Source organism: Stenotrophomonas sp. JAI102, from assembly GCF_013409105.1.
GTDB lineage: Bacteria > Pseudomonadota > Gammaproteobacteria > Xanthomonadales > Xanthomonadaceae > Stenotrophomonas > Stenotrophomonas maltophilia_AA.
In genome coordinates this window covers 795,519-813,175 of sequence record NZ_JACCCI010000001.1, presented here as the reverse complement: position 1 = coordinate 813,175, position 17,657 = coordinate 795,519, and the positions used below count along the sequence as shown (strand labels likewise).

Here is a 17,657-nt window from a genome sequence, read left to right as displayed (position 1 = left end):
CGTGTAGTAGGCTTTCCCGCATATTCTTCATACACCACGCGCATGACCAGCCTCAGTCCCGTCCCCAGCGCCGACCGTATCGATCTGCTGCGGACCTTCGTGCGCATCGTGGAAAGCGGCAGCCTTTCAGCCGCTGCGGCCCAACTCGGCACCTCGCAGCCAACCGTGAGCCGGCGTCTTCAGGCCTTGGAGCGCCTGTTCGGCCTGCAACTGCTCAAGCGCTCGACGCACCGCATGACCCTCACCGAAGACGGCGAGCGGTGCTTCGCCCATGCCGAGGCACTGGTCGCCGACTGGGACGCGATCCAGGCCGACCTGCGCGGCGAGGTGAACGTGCCGCGCGGGCGGCTGCGGGTGCTGGTGCCGCACGCGTTCGGGCAGGCGCAACTGCTGGCCCCGATGCTGCAGTTCCTGACGCGCCATCCCCAGGTCAATCTGGAGTGGATCCTGGAAGATCGCCATCCGGACTTCATCGCCGAAGGCATCGACTGTGCGATCCGGGTTGGCACGGTGGACGCGCCACACCTCGTTGCAGTGCCCCTGGCCGAGGTGCCTCGCATCGTCATTGCCTCGCCACAGCTGATCGGCGAAGCGGATCCGCGCGACCCCGCCCTGTTGACCGCCGTGCCCTGGATCGCGCTCACCACCTACTACCGCGACCGCATCACGCTGCTGCCCGACGACGGTGGACCGTCCCTGCAGATCGCGATCCAGCCCCGCCTGTTCACCGACAATCTATTCGTCGTGCGCGAGGCGGCGTTGGCGGGCCTGGGAGCCGCCGTCGTGTCCGCCTGGCTGGTGGAGGAGGCGCTGCGAGCCGGTCGGCTGATCCGTCTCATGCCGGAGCGGGAGGCGCCTCCCTTGCCGGTGCACCTCGTCTATCCCACGACGCGTCAGATGCCAAGTCGGCTGCGTGCCTTCATCGACGCGATGAAGGCCTCCCTGCCACACACCCATGGGATGCGCCGCCTGCCGCCGCCACGCTGATTGGAAGCAGCTCGCATGACCTGAAATTGCAAAGCCTTACTAACATAGCCTCTGCTATATTGCCGCCGTGGACATCGAACGCCGCCCCGGGAACTCCCCTGCCTGGCCTTCCTCGGCCGGGCACACGCCCAGCCTGGGTGAGATGAACGCCAGCGTGGCCGTTCCCAGCGGCGGCCACTGGTGGTTCCGGCTGCTGGCCTTCCTCGGCCCCGGCTACATGATCTCGGTCGGCTACATGGACCCGGGCAACTGGGCCACGGACATCGCCGGCGGCGCGCAGTTCGGCTATCTGCTGCTCTCGGTGATCCTGCTCTCCAATCTGATGGCGATCGTGCTGCAGGGGCTGTCCGCGCGGCTGGGCATCGCGACCGGGCGCGATCTGGCGCAGGCGTGCCGCGATCACTATTCGCGGCCGGTGAACCTGGGCCTGTGGCTGCTGTGCGAGATCGCGATCATCGCCTGCGACCTGGCCGAGGTGATCGGCACGGCGATCGCGTTGAAGCTGTTGTTCGGCATCCCGCTGCTGGCCGGCGCGATCATCACCGCGGTGGACGTGGTGCTGGTGCTGCTGTTGATGAACCGCGGCTTCCGCGCGCTGGAAGCCTTCGTGATCGCGCTGCTGCTGGTGATCTTCGGCTGCTTCGCAATCCAGATCTTCATCGCCGCCCCGCCGCTGCAGGCCGTGCTGGCCGGCTTCATCCCACACGCGCAGGTGGTGACCGACCCCAAGGCGCTGTACCTGGCGATCGGCATCATCGGCGCCACCGTGATGCCGCACAATCTGTACCTGCACTCCTCGATCGTGCAGACCCGGGCTTACCCGCGCACCGATGCCGGGCGCCGCAGTGCGCTGCGCTGGGCGGTGACCGACAGCACCATCGCCCTGATGCTGGCACTCTTCATCAACGCCTCGATCCTGATCCTGGCCGCCGCGGTGTTCCATGCGCACGGCCGTACCGACGTGCAGGAGATCGAGCAGGCGTACGAACTGTTGGCGCCGATGCTCGGCGTGGGGCTGGCCTCCACCCTGTTCGCGGTCGCCCTGCTCGCCTCCGGGATCAACTCGACGGTGACCGCGACGCTGGCCGGGCAGATCGTGATGGAGGGTTTCCTGCGGCTGCGGATCGCGCCGTGGGCACGGCGCCTGATCACCCGTGGCATCGCGATCGTGCCGGTGGTGGTGGTCACCGCGATCTACGGCGAGCAAGGCACCGCGCGATTGCTGGTGCTGAGCCAGGTGCTGCTGTCGATGCAGCTGCCGTTCGCGGTGGTGCCGCTGGTGCGGTTCGTGTCGGACAAGGCCAAGATGGGGGCGCTGGTCGCGCCGCGCCGGCTGATCGCGCTGTCATGGCTGATCGGTGGCCTGATCATCGTCTTGAACGTGAAACTGCTGGTGGATGTGTGGCGGGGCTGAGGCATCCCCACTTGACCTCAACGATGGTTGAGGTGGCACAGTGCGAGCTCCTTACCCCACTGGCAAGCCCAGATCGAGCCACGCAATGACCGACACCTCGCAGCACGCGCTATGGAATGGCCCCGCCGGTGAGGCGTGGGTGGAGGCGCAGCGCATTCTCGACCAGATGTTCGCGCCGCTTGCCACCCACCTGGTCGAGGCGATCCCGCCCGGCGACGAACTGCACGTCCTGGATGTGGGCTGCGGGACCGGCGCGGTGGCGCTGGCCATTGCCGGGCGTCTGGAGCCTGGCGGGCATGTCAGCGGGGTCGACATCTCGGCCCCGATGATCGCGCTGGCGCGTGAGCGCGCGCAGCGTGCCGGGCTGGCCGTGGAGTTCATCGTCGCCGATGCGCAGCAGCATGCGTTCGCACCGGGAAGCCTGGACCGGATCGTGTCGCGCTTCGGGGTGATGTTCTTCGATGATCCCGTGCAGGCCTTCGGACAGCTGCAGCGGGCGGCGAAACGCGGCGGCGTGCTGCAGGCCCTGGCCTGGCGCGACCCCGACGAGAATGGCTTCATGACCACGGCCGAGCGCGCGGCCGCACCGTGGCTGACCCTGCCAGCGCGCCAGCCCGGGGGGCCGGGGCAGTTCGCGTTCGCCGACCGTGCGCAGGTCGAGGGGATCCTGACGGCGGCGGGCTGGGAGGATGTCGAGATCCTGCCGCTGGACGTGGTCTGCCGGATCGACCGTGCGGACCTGGCGACCTACGTGACCTTGCTGGGACCGGTAGGGAGCGCGTTGCGGAATGCGCCACTCGATGCGGCTGCACGGTCGCAGGTCATGGACACGGTACTGCAGGCCTTTGCGCCGTTCGTTGAAGGCGATGCGGTGACGTTCACCGCCGCCTGCTGGGAGGTGCGCGCCCGCGCGTGGTAAATCCACGCCATGCGTGGATGCGACCCGCCGGCGCTCTACCCCGGCGAACAGCGCCTCGCCATCAGCGTGTGGGTCAGCAACATCGCCCCCAGTGCGATCGCGGCGGCCGTCACGAAGGCATAGGCGGCCCCCTCCGCATAGGCGTGGCGGGCCAGCCGCATGAGGCTGTCGCTGGCCGCGCCCTGCACGGACAGCTCGCCCACCACCACGCGCTCGATCAGCGCCGGCGTCCATGCCTGCCCGGCCTCGGTCAGCGCGCCGCGGGCGGCGCCACGTACATGGCTGGACAGCACCGCGCCCAGCGTGGCGAACCCGATCAGAATGCCGGAGAAACGTGCGGTGGTACTGATGCCCGAGGCCATGCCGGCGCGGTCCGGCGGGATCACGCTCATGATCGCCTTCTGCGTTTCGCCATTGAGCAGGCCACCGCCACTGCCGAGCACGGCCATCGCCAGCAGCAGGCCCGCACTGCTGTGCTGCCACAGCGCCACGGCGATGCCGAGGTTGCCGATCACGGCCACGCCCAGGCCGAGCGCCAGGATCTGGCCGGAAGCCCATCGCGTGCCGAGGCGGCGACCGAGGAACGGCAGCAGCAGCATCGCCAGCGCGAACGGCAGCATGTGCACGCCGGCCTGCAGCACGCTGTCGCCGCGGGCGTTCTGCAGCAGCAGCGGCAGCAACGAGGCCATCACCTGTACGCAGGCGGCGTAGGCGAACATCGCCAGCACCGCGCCGACCAGCGCCGGCACGCGGAACAGGCGCAGGTCGAGCATGGGCTGGGCGCGGCGCTGCTCGACCACGATGAAGCCCGCGCCCAGCAGCGTGCCGGCCAGCAGCCAGGGCAACACAGCGGTACTGCCCCAGCCTTCCACCGGCCCACGGATCAGCGCCCAGGTCCACGACAGCATGCTCCCCGCGAACAGCAGCACGCCCGGCACGTCGATGCGACGGCTGACCGGATCGCGCGATTCCGGCACGAACGCCCACGCCAGGCCGGCCAGCAGCAGGCACAGGGGAAGATTGATATGGAAGGCCCAGCGCCAGCCGAACCAGGTGGCGATGGCGCCACCGATCAACGGCGCGAGCACCATGGTCAGGCCCATGATCGCGCCCCAGATCGCCCAGGCACGCGCACGCGAGGGGGCGGTCTGGTGCGCATGCCCGATCAACGACAGCGCAGGTGCCAGCATGAACGCGGCCGCCGCGCCCTGCCCGGCCCGTGCCAGGTACAAGGCCATCGCAGTGCCGGCCATGCCGCAGGCCACCGAGGTCAGCGCGAACAGGCTCAAGCCGATCAGGAACAGGCGCCGACGACCGATGCGGTCGGCCAGCGTGCCCGCCGGCAGCAGCAACGCGGCGAAGCACAGCACGTAGGCACTGACCACCCACTCGATGTCCGCGAAGGAGGCCGACAGATCGCGTGCGATGGTCGGCAGCACCACACCGACCACATTGGTGTCGAGCACGGTGAGCGCGCAGCCGGCCGAGCCGAGCAGCAGCACGGCGTCGGCGCGGTGCGGCGCAGTACGGCTCATCGCAGTGCCCGCCCTCGGAACGTGGCCGTCAACGGCCTCACGTGCCGGCCGCCGCCAGCCGACCGCGCAGCTTCTCCACGATCGCCTGCTCGCTCATCGCATAGCCGTACACATCCTGCAGCTGTCCGTCGGCACCGAGCAGGAACCACGACGCGGTGTGCTCGAAGGTCGCGGTGTCGCCGTCGCCGACGCCGACGCGGCGATAGCTCACGCCCAGGCTTTCGGCGATGGCACGCGTTCCCGCCTCGTCACCGGCCAGGCCGAGGAAGCCCGGATCGAAGGCGGCCAGGTACTCGCGCAGGTGCGCCGGTGTATCGCGCTGCGGGTCGACCGTCACGAAGACGACCTGCAGCTGCTCTGCGGCCGGGCCCAGGAGGCGCTTGATCTGCACCGCCTTGACCAGGCTCAGCGGGCACACCTCGGGGCAATGGGTGAACCCGAAGAACAGCAGCGTCGGCTTGCCCTGCAGATCCCGGATGGTGAGCGTGCGGCCGTCGCTGCTCTGCAGCGTCACGGCCGCAAAGGCCGCCTGGCCCATGACCGGTGCCTGCCCGTCCGCGCAGCCGGCCAGCAGCGCCAGCGCCAGCAGGCCCGCGGCACGTCGCCGCATCACTTCGCCACTCCCTGCGCGACCCGACCATCGCGCACACTGAAGTCCACCGCCTGTTCGGCACCGTGCGCGAACCGGAGTCTGATCCGCACCGTCTGCCCGGCCGACAACGGCCGCTTGGGCTTCAACAGCATGAGGTGATAGCCGCCGGGCTGCAGCGCCACGGTCTGGCCTTCCGGCAAGGCCAGGCCATCGGGCAGCGCTTGCATGCGCATCACTTCGCCGTCCATGCGCATGGCATGGATCTGCACCTCGGCGAACGCCGCGGACGCGGCGGACAGCAGCCGGTCCGGCCCGCCACCGTTATGCAGCTGGGCATAGCCGGCCGCCACGTTCGCCGCCGGTGGTGGCAGCCGGATCCACGGATCACTGACCGACACCGTTGCCGCGGCGTGGGTCGGCGCGGCCGCAGCCACCACCGGCATCAGGGGGCTCGTCAACAGCAGCCCGACCAACAGGGCGCCCGTGCGGGACCTGCTCATGGCGTGCCCGACATCTGCATCGGCATCATGTTGAGGTTGGCGTTGTGCATCACCCACAGCGAGCCGGCCACCACGATGGCGATCAGAAAGGCGGTGCACAGGAAGATGCCGGTGTTCTCGCGCTGGCTGCGCCCTGCCCCGATATGCAGGAACAGCACCAGCTGCGCGACCAGCTGCACCACGCACAGCACCACGATCGCGGTCAGCCGCAGCGGCTGCGGTACCAGCCCGCTCATGACCACGGCGAACGAGGCGCCGGTCAGCACCAGGCACAGCAGCAGGCCGAGGATGTAGCCCTTCAGGGTGGCGTGGCCGCTCATACGAACTCCCGCAGGTAGACGAAGGTGAACACACAGATCCAGATCAGATCCAGGAAGTGCCAGAACAGGCTCAGGCAGGCCAGGCGGCGACGCACGATCCCGTCCAGGCCGAACTTCAGCACCTGGTGGATCATGATGGCCAGCCACAGCAGGCCGAAGGTGACGTGCAGGCCGTGGGTGGCCACCAGCGTGAAGTACGCCGACAGATACGCGCTCACGTCCGGGGTGGCGCCTTCATGGATCAGTTCGGCGAACTCATACAGCTCCATGCCGATGAACACCGCACCGAGCACGCCGGTAACCGCCAGCCAGCCCACCACCTGGTTGCGCCTGCCGGCCTGCAGGCCCAGCATCGCCAGGCCGAAGGTGAAGCTGCTGAGCAGCAGCACCACCGTTTCGGAGAGCACGAAGCCCAGCTTGAACAGCTCCTTGCCGCTGGGGCCATCGGCCGTGCCGTTGAGCAGCACGCCGAACGTGGCGAACAGCACCGCGAAGATCAGGCAGTCGCCCATCAGGTACATCCAGAACCCGACGACGGTCTTGTTGCCGTCGTCGTGGTGCTCGTCGGCGTGGTCGTGATGACCGGCCGCGAGCTGCCCGTGCTGCGAAGCAGCGGTCAGGGTATCGCCGCTCATGCCTTGGCTCCTTCCATCTGCGCGAAGTGCGCGTCTTCGATGCGCTTCACCTCGGCGGCGGGCACGTAGTAGTCCACGTCACGGTCGTACGAACGCAGCACGAAGGTGGCGATCACACCGATCAGGCCGATGCCGGCCAGCACCCACATGTGCCAGACCAGGGCGAAGCACAGGACCAGGCTGAACACCGAGATCACCACACCCGCTGCGGTATTGCGCGGCATGTGGATGTCCTCGTAGCTGTCCTGGCGCTGCCAGGCCCTGCCGTGCTGCTTGTCGTCCCAATGCTGTTCCAGCGAGGTGATCGTGGGCAGCGTGGCGAAGTTGTAGAACGGCGGCGGCGAGGACGTGGCCCATTCCAGGCTGCGCGCATTCCACGGGTCGCCGGTGAGGTCCATGTTGGCCTTGCGGTCACGCACGCTGACGTAGAACTGGATGAACATCGCGGCGATGCCGGCAGCGATCACCAGCGCACCGATCGCGGCCACGATCAGCCACGGCTGGTAGCCCTCCACGCCGTAGTGATTCATGCGGCGGGTCATGCCCTTGAAGCCCAGCACGTACAGCGGCATGAAGGCCAGGTAGAAACCGACCAGCCAGCACCAGAACGAAATCTTGCCCCAGCGCTCGTTGAGGGTGAAACCAAAGGCTTTCGGGAACCAGAAGCTGATGCCGGCCAGGCAACCGAACACCACGCCGCCGATGATCACGTTATGGAAGTGCGCGATCAGGAACAGGCTGTTGTGCAGCACGAAGTCGGCACCCGGGATCGCCAGCATCACGCCGGTCATGCCACCCAGGGCGAAGGTGACCATGAAGCCGATCGTCCACAACGTCGAGGAGTGGTAGCGGATCCGGCCGCGGTACATGGTGAACAGCCAGTTGAACAGCTTCACGCCGGTGGGGATCGAGATGATCGAGGTCATGATGCCGAAGAAGGCATTCACGTTCGCGCCCGAGCCCATGGTGAAGAAGTGGTGCAGCCACACGAAGAACGACAGGATGCCGATCGACGAGGTCGCGTAGACCATCGAGCGGTAGCCGAACAGCGGCTTGCCCGAGAACGTGGCGATGATCTCCGAGAACGCGCCGAAGCACGGCAGGATCAGCACGTAGACTTCCGGATGGCCCCAGATCCAGATCAGGTTGACGTACATCATGGCGTTGCCGCCGGCGTCATTGGTGAAGAAGTGCATCCCGAAGTAGCGGTCCATGGTCAGCAGCGCCAGGGTCGCGGTCAGCACCGGGAAGATCGCCACGATCAGGATGTTGGTGATCAGGGCGGTCCAGGTGAACACCGGCATCTTCATCAGGTCCATGCCCGGTGCACGCATCTTGAGGATGGTGACGATGAAGTTCAGGCCGGTCAGCGTGGTGCCGATGCCGGAGACCTGCAGTGACCAGATGTAGTAGTCCACGCCCACCGTGGGGCTGTACTCGATCCCGGACAGCGGCGGATAGGCGACCCAGCCGGTCGCGGCGAAATCGCCGACGAACATCGACAGCATCACCAGCACCGCGCCGACCGCCGACAGCCAGAAGCTGAGCGAGTTGACGAACGGGAACGCCACGTCGCGCGCGCCGATCTGCAGCGGCACCACGATGTTCATCAGGCCCACGATCAGCGGCGTGGCCACGAAGAAGATCATGATCACGCCATGCGCGGTGAAGATCTGGTCGTAGTGCTCCGGGGGCAGGTAGCCTGCACTGTCATTGGCGGCGATGGCCTGCTGGGCACGCATCATCAGCGCATCGGCGAAGCCGCGCACCAGCATGACCAGGGCCAGGATGATGTACATCACGCCGATCTTCTTGTGGTCCACCGAGGTGATCCACTCGGTCCAGATATAGCCCCACTTCTTGTAATACGTGATGGCCGCGACGATCGCCACGCCCAGCAGCAGCGAGCCCACCAGCGCCGACATGATGATCGGGTCGTGGTAGGGAATCGCTTCGAGGTTCAACTTTCCAAGCACAATCAGTTCTCCGCGGTACGGCTGGCAGACGCGGCCAGGCTTACGAGTTGGGATTTCGCGCCGGGTTCTTCGCCGGGCAGGCAGATCTCGTCGTCGGGCATGCCGCCGTAACGGCGCAGGATGCTGTCGAACAGTCCGGTGTCCACGCTGGCGAAGCGCTGCATCGGTGCACCGTGGGTCGGCTTCTCCAGTTCGGCCAGGCGGGCCTGGTCCAGGTGCTCGTCGGTGCCACGCGACTGCGCCAGCCACTGCGTGAAGTCCGCCTCGGTCATCACCCGCGCATCGAACTTCATGTCCGAGAAGCCCGAACCGCTGTAGGCGGACGACATGCCGGCATAGGTGCCCGGCGTGTGGCCGATCAGGTGCAGGCGGGTCTGCATCGCGGGCATGGTGTAGACCATGCTGCCCAGCTGCGGCACGAAGAAGGCATTCATCATCGACTCGGAGGTCAGCTTGAACGCCACCGGCGTATCGACCGGCATCACCAGTTCATTGACCGTGGCCACGTTGTGGTCCGGGTAGATGAACAGCCATTTCCAGTTGAGCGAGACCACTTCCACGCGCAGTGCGGGCTTGTCCGACGCGATCGGGCGGTAGGGATCCAGCGCGTGGGTGCTCTTCCAGATCAACACGCCGAGCACGACCACGATCAGGCACGGAATCGTCCACACCACCACTTCGATCGCGGTGGAATGCGACCAGGTCGGCGCGTAGGTGGCGTTCTTGTTGGACTCGCGGTAGTGCCACGCGAAGTACAGCGTGAGGATGATCACCGGGATCACCACCAGCAGCATCAGGCCGGTGCAGACCAGGATCAGCTGCATTTCCTGCTCGGCGATGCTGCCCATGGGGTTGAACAGCTCCAGGTTCTTGCACCCTGTGAGCAGTGGCAGCAGCGCTGCCAGGCCGAACCAGCGTCCGGCGCGGGCTCGACCGGCCGGGGTGGCGCGGCGAGCGGGATGTGTAGCGGGGTTCATGCGTGACGGCCCTTCCAACGCAGTGCCGGGCCGGGCGGCCCGGATCATGAAAAGTGGCGAACACCCCCCTGCATGACCGATATGCATGGGGGGTGCCCGCCGCAGCCGCGTACGTTAGGCAACGACATGATCCATACATGATGCGACACACTGTCGCAGCCCGGCCCTGCGCCGCGCGTACCATGCGCGCATGGAATGGAGCCCCCTCATCGCCGACGGCCACGGGCCGGTCTACCTGCGCATCGTGCAGGCACTGGAACGTGCGGTCTGGTCCGGCGCGCTGCGCCCGGGTGAGCGCCTGCCCGCACAGCGCGCGCTCGCCGCCGAACTCGGCGTGGATCTGACCACCATCACCCGCGCCTTCACCGAGGGACGAAAACGCGGTCTGATCGATGCGCGCGGCCCGCTCGGCTCGTTCGTCGCGCCGCCGCAGGTGGAACTGACCCAACTGGTCGACCTGAGCATGAACCTGCCGCCCAGCCCCGGCGGCGGCCAGGTCGCCGACGTGCTGCGGCGTGGCCTGTCGTCCGTGCTGACCCGCAGCGATGCGGACAATCTGATGACGTATCACGTGGGCGGCGGCAGCCGCGCCGATCACCGGGCGGCCCAGCACTGGCTCAAACCGATCCTCGGCAAGGTCGATGCCGATACGCTGGTCGTCACCGAAGGCGCGCAGGCGGCGCTGTCGGCGCTGCTGCTGGCGTTGACCGACGCCGGCGACACGATCCTGTGCGAGCCCCTGGTCTACCCGGGCCTGCTGCACGCCGCGCGGGTGCTGGAGCGACGGCTGCACGTGGTCGAGTGCGACGCGCACGGTATGCGTCCGGACGCATTGGCGCGCGCCGCGAAGCAGCAGGGCGCACGGGTGATCTACCTCAACCCGACCGCGCAGAACCCGACCGCCCACACGATGCCGCAGGCACGCCGCGAGGCGTTGGCCCAGGTGATCCGCGCGCAGGACCTGCCACTGATCGAAGACGATCCGTACTGGCTGCTGGTCGACGACGCCCCTGCCCCGCTCGCGCTGCTGGCGCCACGGCACACCTGCTACATCTCCACGCTCTCCAAGTGCCTGAGCCCGGGACTGCACACCGGTTTCGTGCGCCTGCCCGACGGCATGGACCGGCAACCGGTGCTCGATGCCCTGCGCGCGGTCAACCTGATGGCGCCGCCGCTGATGAATGCCCTGGTGACGCAGCTGATCCTGGATGGCTCCGCGCAGGCGATGCTGACGCTGGTGCAGGAAGAAGCGGCCGAACGCCGCTACCTGGCGCAGTCGGCGTTGTCGCCGCGCTTCCTGCAGCACTGCGCGGGCGTGCACGCATGGTGCCGGCTGCCCGCGCACTGGACCGATGCCAGCCTGACCCACGCCGCGCGGCTGCAGGGCCTGGGCATCGCACCGTCGTCGGCCTTCACGCCCGAAGGCGTGGCGATCAACGATGCGGTGCGGATTTCATTGGGCGCGGCCGCCCACCGGCAGGAACTGCACCGGGCACTGCGCCAGCTGGATCAGCTGATGCATGTGGCGGCGGCGGAACGCCCCGGCTGGACGGTCTGATTCCCGCGCCCCGGCACCCTCAGCCGGATACGGCCTTGGCTTGCTTCCAGACCGCTTCAAACTGGCTGGCGGTGATGCTGTCATCCGAATCCAGGTCCAGCCAGGACAAGGGCTGATCGGACAGCGGGAAACGCGCGTCGGCCTGCCCGGATTTGTCGGCCCAGACCAGCACGCTGCGATAGCTTTCGACCTGGCGGACGATCACATCGCCCTGTGCCTCGAGGTAGATCGTGCCGTTGCCGATCTCGGATTCCGCAGGGTGCTTGTAGTACTTCCGGGGCGTGCTCATGGCGGGGTCTGGATCTGGCGATGAAATGGGGCCGGGGAATATACCGTGATCCCCCGGCCACCGGGGGCCTGCCGTGGCCGCTCACGACGGCGGAAACACCGCTTTGGCGTCGCGGACAAACAGGGAACGCAGCTTGTCCCAGAAGTCGCCGCCCAGCAGGAACAGGCTGACCACCAGCAGCAGGTCACCGCTCATGGCGACCAGGTGCGGGTGCTGCATGCGCAGCGAGCCGGTCTGCGGCGCGACGTACGGCCCGATCGAGCTCAGCACGATGACCGCGATGAACAGGATCAGCCCGATCCGGTAGCGCACTGGGCTGACCTGCGCCGCCGGCGCGAAGCGGCGCAGGTGCCCGCCGATCAGCGACTTGAGGTAGGCGAACCCGGGCTTGCCCATGATCGCCACCGCAAGCACCAGGAACAGCTTGGGGAACCCGAGCAGCAGGACGCCGTTGAGGGTGGTTTTCAGGCCATCGGACAAGGTGGACGCCTCAACGACGGGCATCAGGCCCAGACCGAGTATCCATCCCACGATCCAGACCGCGACACCGAGGATCAGTCGCCGCCGCTGTCGCGGGTCGGAGGGCTGCACACCGGGAACCTGGGGCGAATCGAGGGTGGTCATGGCAATGCTCCTCGCGCTCAGCGCGGATGGGGGGACGCGGAAGGGGATGGGGACGGCGCGGCCGCGCGGGGCAGCCAGCGCCAGAGCAGGTGCATCAGGGTCAACGCGACCGCGCCGGCCAGTGCGAACTGGGTCAGCCGGGTGAGCCAGACCATGACCGAGGTCGGGCCGGTGGCCAGCGCCGTACCGAAAATGATCAGTGCCGCGTTGCAGGCCACCAGCGCGACGGCACCGACCGCGCCCCCAGCGCTGATCCAGCGGCCGAAGCCGATCATCACCAGCAGCAGCAACAGGCTCAGGAACAGCAGATTCGGGGTACTCAACAGCACCACATGCAGGCACCAGCCCAGCAATCCACCGGCCAGGTTGCCGAGTACCAGCGCGAGCGCATGCCGTGCACTGCGTTGCGGCTCGAAATTGATCACCAGCATTACCGTGGTGACGATCACCGGCAGCGCATCGACCAGCCCCAGCAGCAGATAGACCAGCAGGACCGGCAACAGCACCAGGGTCGAGACAATCGCCAGCGCGAGTGGCGAGCCCGGCAATGGGCCGGCCGGTGGAGCCGCCGATGGCGCAGGCAGCGCCGGCCACAGCGCATGGACCCCCAGCATCAGCACCACCGCCAGCGCCATGCCGCGTACCAGCGCCCAGGGCAACACGGCGGCCTGCGCCGGTGCGGTCATCACCACCACCGGGATCACCGCGAGGCAGATCAGCAGCAGCATCGCCGGCAGCCGCGGGCGCCCGAGCAGCAGGCCGAGGAAGGCGAGGAACATGCCGAGCAGGGTCAGCCCGAACAGCACGATCGGCATCCCCCGCAACAGCGACGCCAACAGGTACGGGAGCCAGGCCACGACCGTCATCACCATCACCAGGCCCAGCGCCATGCGTGGCGTGGGCCGCACCGGTAGGCTGGACAGCAGCACCGCGACAAATACCGCTGCCAGGAAGCTGGGCCACCACTGCATCACCTCGCCGATGACGAACGCAGCGGTGACCGCGACGGCGAAGCGCAGCACGCCGTGTAGCTGGATCGTGGTCGCGCTGGAGGATGCGTTCATTGCAGGTAGCTCAACTGCGCGGCCAGCCATATCCATGCTCGGGCCAGTGGATTGAGCAGCGAACGCTCGGCGGTCAGCACCACCACGCTGGCCTGCGCCCCACTCCGCCCCGGCAGTCGCGCGGTCGGTTGCGTGGGCGGGTCGAGCACGATGTGCACGGGGAAACGCTGGGGCTCGCGCAGCCACCCGGTAGGCGCCGTCACCGTCGGCAGCTCACCGGTCGGCACCTCGCCCCCGCGTGCAATGCCCTCGCCGATGCTGTCCACGCGCCCGACGAAGACCTGCCCCGGGCGATCATCGAAGGCCACATAGGCCCGGTTCCCGGGTGCGATGCGACCCAACTGGTTTTCGCGCATGGCCGCGGTGACCCAGCGCGGCCCGTCGCCGATGAACCCCAGCACGGGTTGGCCGCGGCCGACGAACTGGCCAGGCGCCAGCCGCAGATTGCTGATGGCGCCGGCCGCCGGCGCCACCACCGTGGCATGGCGCAGGTCCAGCGCGGCCTGCTCGACGGCAGCCTTCGCCTGCAGCACCTGCGGAGAGCCGCCCTCCCCACTGCCCAGGCGGATCCGCGCACGCTCGGCCTCGGCCTCGGCGCGCTGGATCTCCGCGCGCGTGCGCGCGATGTCACTGCGGGCGCGGATCGCCGAGGTCTCGGACAAGGCCCGCTTGGCAGCGAGATCCAGCACGATCCGGCCCAACTGCTGGCTGCTGGCCAGCTCCACCCGCTGGCGCTGCAGCTGCGCGGTGGCGACGCGCACCTCCGCGGCCGTCGCCTCCATCCCCTGCTGGACGACCGCAAGATTGGCCTGGGCCGCACGCAGGGCGATCTCGAACGGCAGCGGATCCAGACGGAACAGCACCTGGCCGGCGCGCACCGGATGGTTGTCCCGCACCTCCACGCTCACCACGGGCCCGCTCACTTCCGGCGCGATCTGGACCAGGAAGCCGTCCACGGTGGCCTGCGAGGTATACGGGGTGAAGCGATCGGCGATGAGGTGATAGACGAACACGAGCAGCAACAGCGCCAGCACCGCCTGCACGATCCGCCGCAGCGGCGGCCGCGCGCTCTGCGCTGCGCCGGTCCCGGCCTCGGTCGGGTCTGCTTCTGTCGTCTGGTTCTGCATCGTGCCCTCTCGTGGTGTGTCGAAGCTGTCAGCGCGGCGGGACGGAAACCGATGACCGGCTGGCCATCTCCCGGTTCCCCCCATCCCCGCCCAGGGCCTGATACAACGCGACGCTTGCCCGGTAGCGGTCACCGCGTGCGCTGCTCAGCGCCAGCTCGGCGGAAAACAGCCCGCGTTCGGTATCGAGCACCTCCAGGTAATCCGCGTAGCCGTTGTCATAGCGCTCGCCGGCCAGGGCAACCGCACGTCGCAATGCGTCCACCCGGCGTTCCAGCGACGCCACCAGGTCCGTCTTCGACTGGATGGCGGCCAGGGCGTCGTCGACGTCACGGAACGCGTTCTGGATCGTGCGCTGGTAGTCCAGCACCGCCTGCGCGTTGCGGGCCTGCGCCTGTGTGTTTGCCGCATCGATGGCACCGCCGGCGAAGATCGGCCCCAGCAGCTGGCCAACGAAGGACCACGTCCGCGACGGACCACTGAACAGATCGTCCAGTGACGCGCTGGCACGCCCGCCCTGTCCGGTCAGTGACAGGGACGGAAAATACAACGCCCGGGCCACCTGGATCCGCGCATGTGCCGCCACTAGTTGCTGCTCGCTCTGCAGGATGTCCGGTCGCCGCGCGAGCAGATCGGAAGGCAGTCCTGCCGGCGGCACCGGAGGCCGCAGGGTCTGCAGGGTGCCGCCACGCGCAATCGGGCCGGGAGTGCGTCCGACCAGGACCGACAACGCGTTCTCCTGCTCGGCCAGCGCCTGCTGCAGTTCCGGCACGGCCGCCACGGCGCTTTCGTACTCGGCGCTGACCTGCAGCATTTCGAACTCGGACAGGGCGCCGCCGTCCAGGCGCAGCTGGAAGAGCGCCACGCTCTCGCGGCGGCCGGCCACGGTGGCGTTGGCGATCTCCAGGCGCCGATCCAGATCGAGCAGGGTGATGTAGCCGGCCACCACCGAGGCGACCACGCTCAACGCCACGCCCCGGCGCGCCTGTTCGCTGGCCATCAGCTCGGCACGTGCGGCGTCCTGCTCGCTGCGCAGGCGCCCCCAGAGATCGAGTTCCCAACTGGCGAACAGGCCCACCGCGTGCGTGCCGGATGCGCCGATCCCCGGCGCACGTTGACGGCCCGAGCTGACGCCGTAGCCCAGCTGCGGCAACGCGGCCGACCGGGCGGCCGTGACCCGGGCGGCGAACTCGTCCACCCGCGCCACCGCGATGCCCAGATCGTGATTGGCGCGCAACGCTTCGTCGACGAGCGCATCCAGCTGCGCATCGCCGAAGCCCTGCCACCAAGGGGCCAGCGCGTCGAGCGAAGGGCCGTTCGCCGGTGCCGATGCGATCCCGGGCAGCCGGTAGGCGGCAGGCACCTCGACGGTGGGCCGCACGTAGCCGGGCGTGGACATGCATCCGCTCGTGGCCAGCACACCAAGCAGCGCCGCGCCGCAGACGCCGGGGGCAGACCGTACATGCCGCCGGACGCAGACCGGCCGTGCAGCCGATGCCGCGCGCGGAGAGATCACTGACTGCGGGCACGTCATGGCGGCACCCTGTGTCTGGAGGGGATGGCGGATCAAACGATCCTCAGGCGCGTGCACCTTGCATCCCCCGGGTGCCCCTGCCTTCCGCGCATCATGCGCTTGGACGGGAGGATTGGATCTCAGTATTTCTACCGTCCCGCGCAGAACGGGCATCGGCTCACCCGATACTAGACGACCGGTCTAATCATGCGTACAGTCCCTCCCATGAACTCTGCCTCCACCACCTCGCCCGTCCGCGACACGATCCTGGCCACCGGCCAGCGGATCATGGGCGCCAAGGGTTTCTCCGCCGTCGGCCTTAATGAAGTTCTGGCGGCGGCAGGCGTCCCCAAGGGCTCGTTCTACCATTACTTCGCCTCCAAGGAGGCGTTCGGGGAGGCGCTGCTGGAGGACTACTTCAGCGCGTACCTCGCCGACATGGACCGCATTTTCCGGCAGTCGGGCCAGACCAAGGCCCAGCAGCTGGAGGCGTATTTCGCTGCGTGGCAGGACAGCCAGTCGTTCGAGGATTGCCAGGGCAAGTGCCTGGCGGTGAAGCTCGGTGCGGAAGTCGCCGACCTGTCCGAGCCCATGCGGGCCGCCCTCCAGCGCGGCACCACCGGGATCACTGATCGTCTGGCGCGTGCGCTTGACGCAGGCGTCGCCGACGGATCGGTGACGCTCCAGGACCCGCCCGATGCGGTGGCGCGGCGCCTGTACCAGCTGTGGCTGGGCACCAGCATCATGGTCAAGATCGCCCGCACGGCCCGCCCCTTCCAGGACGCCGTGGCGTTGACCAGCCGCCTTCTGCATACCGCCCCCTGACAAAGGGATGTCTCACGCACGCCGGCATAGGCGTGTTTTTCTCGGCCCCATCACTAGACGACCAGTCTAATCAAGCACCCACAGGAGTATCACCCATGAAAGTCCTCATCGTATTGACGTCGCACGACGAACTCGGCAATACCGGCAAGAAGACCGGCTTCTGGCTGGAAGAGCTGGCCGCGCCCTACTACACCTTCAAGGATGCCGGCGCCGAGATCGTGCTGGCCTCGCCCAAGGGCGGGCAGCCGCCGCTGGATCCCAAGAGCAACGAGCCTGACTTCAAGACCGACGCCACCCGTCGTTTCGAAGCCGATGCGGACGCCAACGCACAGCTGGCCGACACCGTGCGCCTGGACAGCGTCTCGCAGGCCGACTTCGATACCGTGTTCTATCCTGGCGGCCATGGCCCGCTGTGGGACCTGGCCGAAGACAGCCACTCGATCGCGCTGATCGAGGCCTTCATCGCCGCCGGCAAGCCGGTTGCGCTGGTCTGCCATGCCCCCGGCGTGCTGCGTCACGTCAAGAGCGCCGAGGGCGCCCCGCTGGTCCAGGGCAGGAAGGTCACCGGCTTCACCAACACCGAGGAAGCCGGCGTCGGCCTGACTGACGTGGTGCCCTTCCTGGTCGAAGACATGCTCAAGGCTGCGGGTGGCGACTACTCGCAGGGCCCGGACTGGGGCTCGTACGTGGTCAGCGACGGGCTGCTGATCACCGGCCAGAATCCGGCCTCGTCCGCCGAAGCCGCGGCCGTGCTGATGCAGACGCTCGCCTCTGCCAACCAGGCCTGATCACCGGCGGACGTCAC

The 17,657-nt window shown here is 68.1% G+C and carries 18 protein-coding genes; 6 read left to right on the top strand and 12 right to left on the bottom strand.

The window, feature by feature from the left end; all coding sequences use genetic code 11:
• Positions 1-42 precede the first annotated feature (42 nt).
• The 3 genes from HDC96_RS03780 (at position 43) to HDC96_RS03770 (ending at position 3,320) form a co-directional block, all read left to right on the top strand.
• The gene (locus HDC96_RS03780) at positions 43-987 is read left to right on the top strand and encodes a LysR family transcriptional regulator (protein ID WP_179458803.1); all 945 of its coding nucleotides are present in this window, start codon (positions 43-45) and stop codon (positions 985-987) included.
• A gap of 73 nt (positions 988-1,060) precedes the next feature.
• Positions 1,061-2,401: an Nramp family divalent metal transporter gene (locus HDC96_RS03775; protein WP_179459603.1), complete on the top strand. Its 1,341-nt coding sequence runs from the start codon at positions 1,061-1,063 to the stop codon at positions 2,399-2,401.
• Positions 2,402-2,486: 85 nt separating this feature from the next.
• Positions 2,487-3,320, top strand: a complete 834-nt coding sequence (locus tag HDC96_RS03770; RefSeq protein ID WP_179458802.1) for a class I SAM-dependent methyltransferase — start codon at positions 2,487-2,489, stop codon at positions 3,318-3,320.
• Positions 3,321-3,355: 35 nt separating this feature from the next.
• Here the strand turns inward: HDC96_RS03770 and HDC96_RS03765 are convergent, their stop codons facing one another.
• The 7 genes from HDC96_RS03765 to cyoA are packed head-to-tail and all read right to left on the bottom strand — an operon-like array spanning position 3,356 to position 9,855.
• Positions 3,356-4,855 (bottom strand): MFS transporter, encoded by a 1,500-nt coding sequence (locus tag HDC96_RS03765; protein WP_179458801.1) that lies wholly within the window; start codon positions 4,853-4,855, stop codon positions 3,356-3,358.
• Between the two features lie 37 nt (positions 4,856-4,892).
• Positions 4,893-5,465: an SCO family protein gene (locus HDC96_RS03760; protein WP_179458800.1), complete on the bottom strand. Its 573-nt coding sequence runs from the start codon at positions 5,463-5,465 to the stop codon at positions 4,893-4,895.
• The gene (locus HDC96_RS03755) at positions 5,465-5,947 is read right to left on the bottom strand and encodes a copper chaperone PCu(A)C (RefSeq protein ID WP_179458799.1); all 483 of its coding nucleotides are present in this window, start codon (positions 5,945-5,947) and stop codon (positions 5,465-5,467) included. The genes HDC96_RS03760 and HDC96_RS03755 overlap by 1 nt, the downstream gene beginning before the upstream one ends.
• Positions 5,944-6,267, bottom strand: coding sequence for a cytochrome o ubiquinol oxidase subunit IV (gene cyoD, locus HDC96_RS03750; RefSeq protein ID WP_179458798.1), 324 nt, complete (start codon positions 6,265-6,267; stop codon positions 5,944-5,946). The genes HDC96_RS03755 and cyoD overlap by 4 nt, the downstream gene beginning before the upstream one ends.
• The gene (gene cyoC, locus HDC96_RS03745) at positions 6,264-6,902 is read right to left on the bottom strand and encodes a cytochrome o ubiquinol oxidase subunit III (RefSeq protein ID WP_179458797.1); all 639 of its coding nucleotides are present in this window, start codon (positions 6,900-6,902) and stop codon (positions 6,264-6,266) included. Before cyoC ends, cyoD begins: the two co-directional genes overlap by 4 nt.
• The gene (gene cyoB / locus HDC96_RS03740; RefSeq protein WP_179458796.1) at positions 6,899-8,878 is read right to left on the bottom strand and encodes a cytochrome o ubiquinol oxidase subunit I; all 1,980 of its coding nucleotides are present in this window, start codon (positions 8,876-8,878) and stop codon (positions 6,899-6,901) included. The genes cyoC and cyoB overlap by 4 nt, the downstream gene beginning before the upstream one ends.
• A gap of 2 nt (positions 8,879-8,880) precedes the next feature.
• Positions 8,881-9,855: a ubiquinol oxidase subunit II gene (cyoA, locus tag HDC96_RS03735; protein WP_179458795.1), complete on the bottom strand. Its 975-nt coding sequence runs from the start codon at positions 9,853-9,855 to the stop codon at positions 8,881-8,883.
• A 190-nt stretch (positions 9,856-10,045) separates the two neighbouring features.
• Here cyoA and HDC96_RS03730 point away from each other — a divergent pair, with 190 nt between their 5' ends.
• Entirely contained in the window at positions 10,046-11,413 is a 1,368-nt protein-coding gene (locus HDC96_RS03730; protein ID WP_179458794.1) for a PLP-dependent aminotransferase family protein, read from the top strand.
• Positions 11,414-11,432: 19 nt separating this feature from the next.
• Here HDC96_RS03730 and HDC96_RS03725 read toward each other — a convergent pair whose 3' ends face one another.
• The 5 genes from HDC96_RS03725 to HDC96_RS03705 form a co-directional block, all read right to left on the bottom strand.
• On the bottom strand, positions 11,433-11,702 hold the full coding sequence (locus tag HDC96_RS03725; protein ID WP_019184646.1) for a hypothetical protein: 270 nt from the start codon (positions 11,700-11,702) through the stop codon (positions 11,433-11,435).
• A gap of 81 nt (positions 11,703-11,783) precedes the next feature.
• Complete coding sequence (locus tag HDC96_RS03720) at positions 11,784-12,326, bottom strand: hypothetical protein (RefSeq protein WP_179458793.1); 543 nt, start codon at positions 12,324-12,326, stop codon at positions 11,784-11,786.
• A gap of 17 nt (positions 12,327-12,343) precedes the next feature.
• Positions 12,344-13,390 carry a DUF2955 domain-containing protein gene (locus HDC96_RS03715; protein WP_179458792.1) on the bottom strand — a complete coding sequence of 349 codons (1,047 nt, stop codon included), beginning with the start codon at positions 13,388-13,390 and terminating at the stop codon, positions 12,344-12,346.
• Entirely contained in the window at positions 13,387-14,517 is a 1,131-nt protein-coding gene (locus HDC96_RS03710; protein WP_179458791.1) for an HlyD family secretion protein, read from the bottom strand. Before HDC96_RS03710 ends, HDC96_RS03715 begins: the two co-directional genes overlap by 4 nt.
• A 28-nt stretch (positions 14,518-14,545) precedes the next feature.
• Positions 14,546-16,048, bottom strand: coding sequence for an efflux transporter outer membrane subunit (locus HDC96_RS03705; protein ID WP_179458790.1), 1,503 nt, complete (start codon positions 16,046-16,048; stop codon positions 14,546-14,548).
• A 204-nt stretch (positions 16,049-16,252) separates the two neighbouring features.
• Between HDC96_RS03705 and HDC96_RS03700 the strand changes: the two genes are divergently transcribed.
• A complete protein-coding gene (locus HDC96_RS03700) occupies positions 16,253-16,852 on the top strand; it encodes a TetR/AcrR family transcriptional regulator (RefSeq protein ID WP_179458789.1) in 600 nt (199 codons plus the stop codon).
• A 95-nt stretch (positions 16,853-16,947) separates the two neighbouring features.
• On the top strand, positions 16,948-17,640 hold the full coding sequence (locus tag HDC96_RS03695) for a type 1 glutamine amidotransferase domain-containing protein (protein WP_179458788.1): 693 nt from the start codon (positions 16,948-16,950) through the stop codon (positions 17,638-17,640).
• The last annotated feature ends 17 nt before the right edge of the window (positions 17,641-17,657 follow it).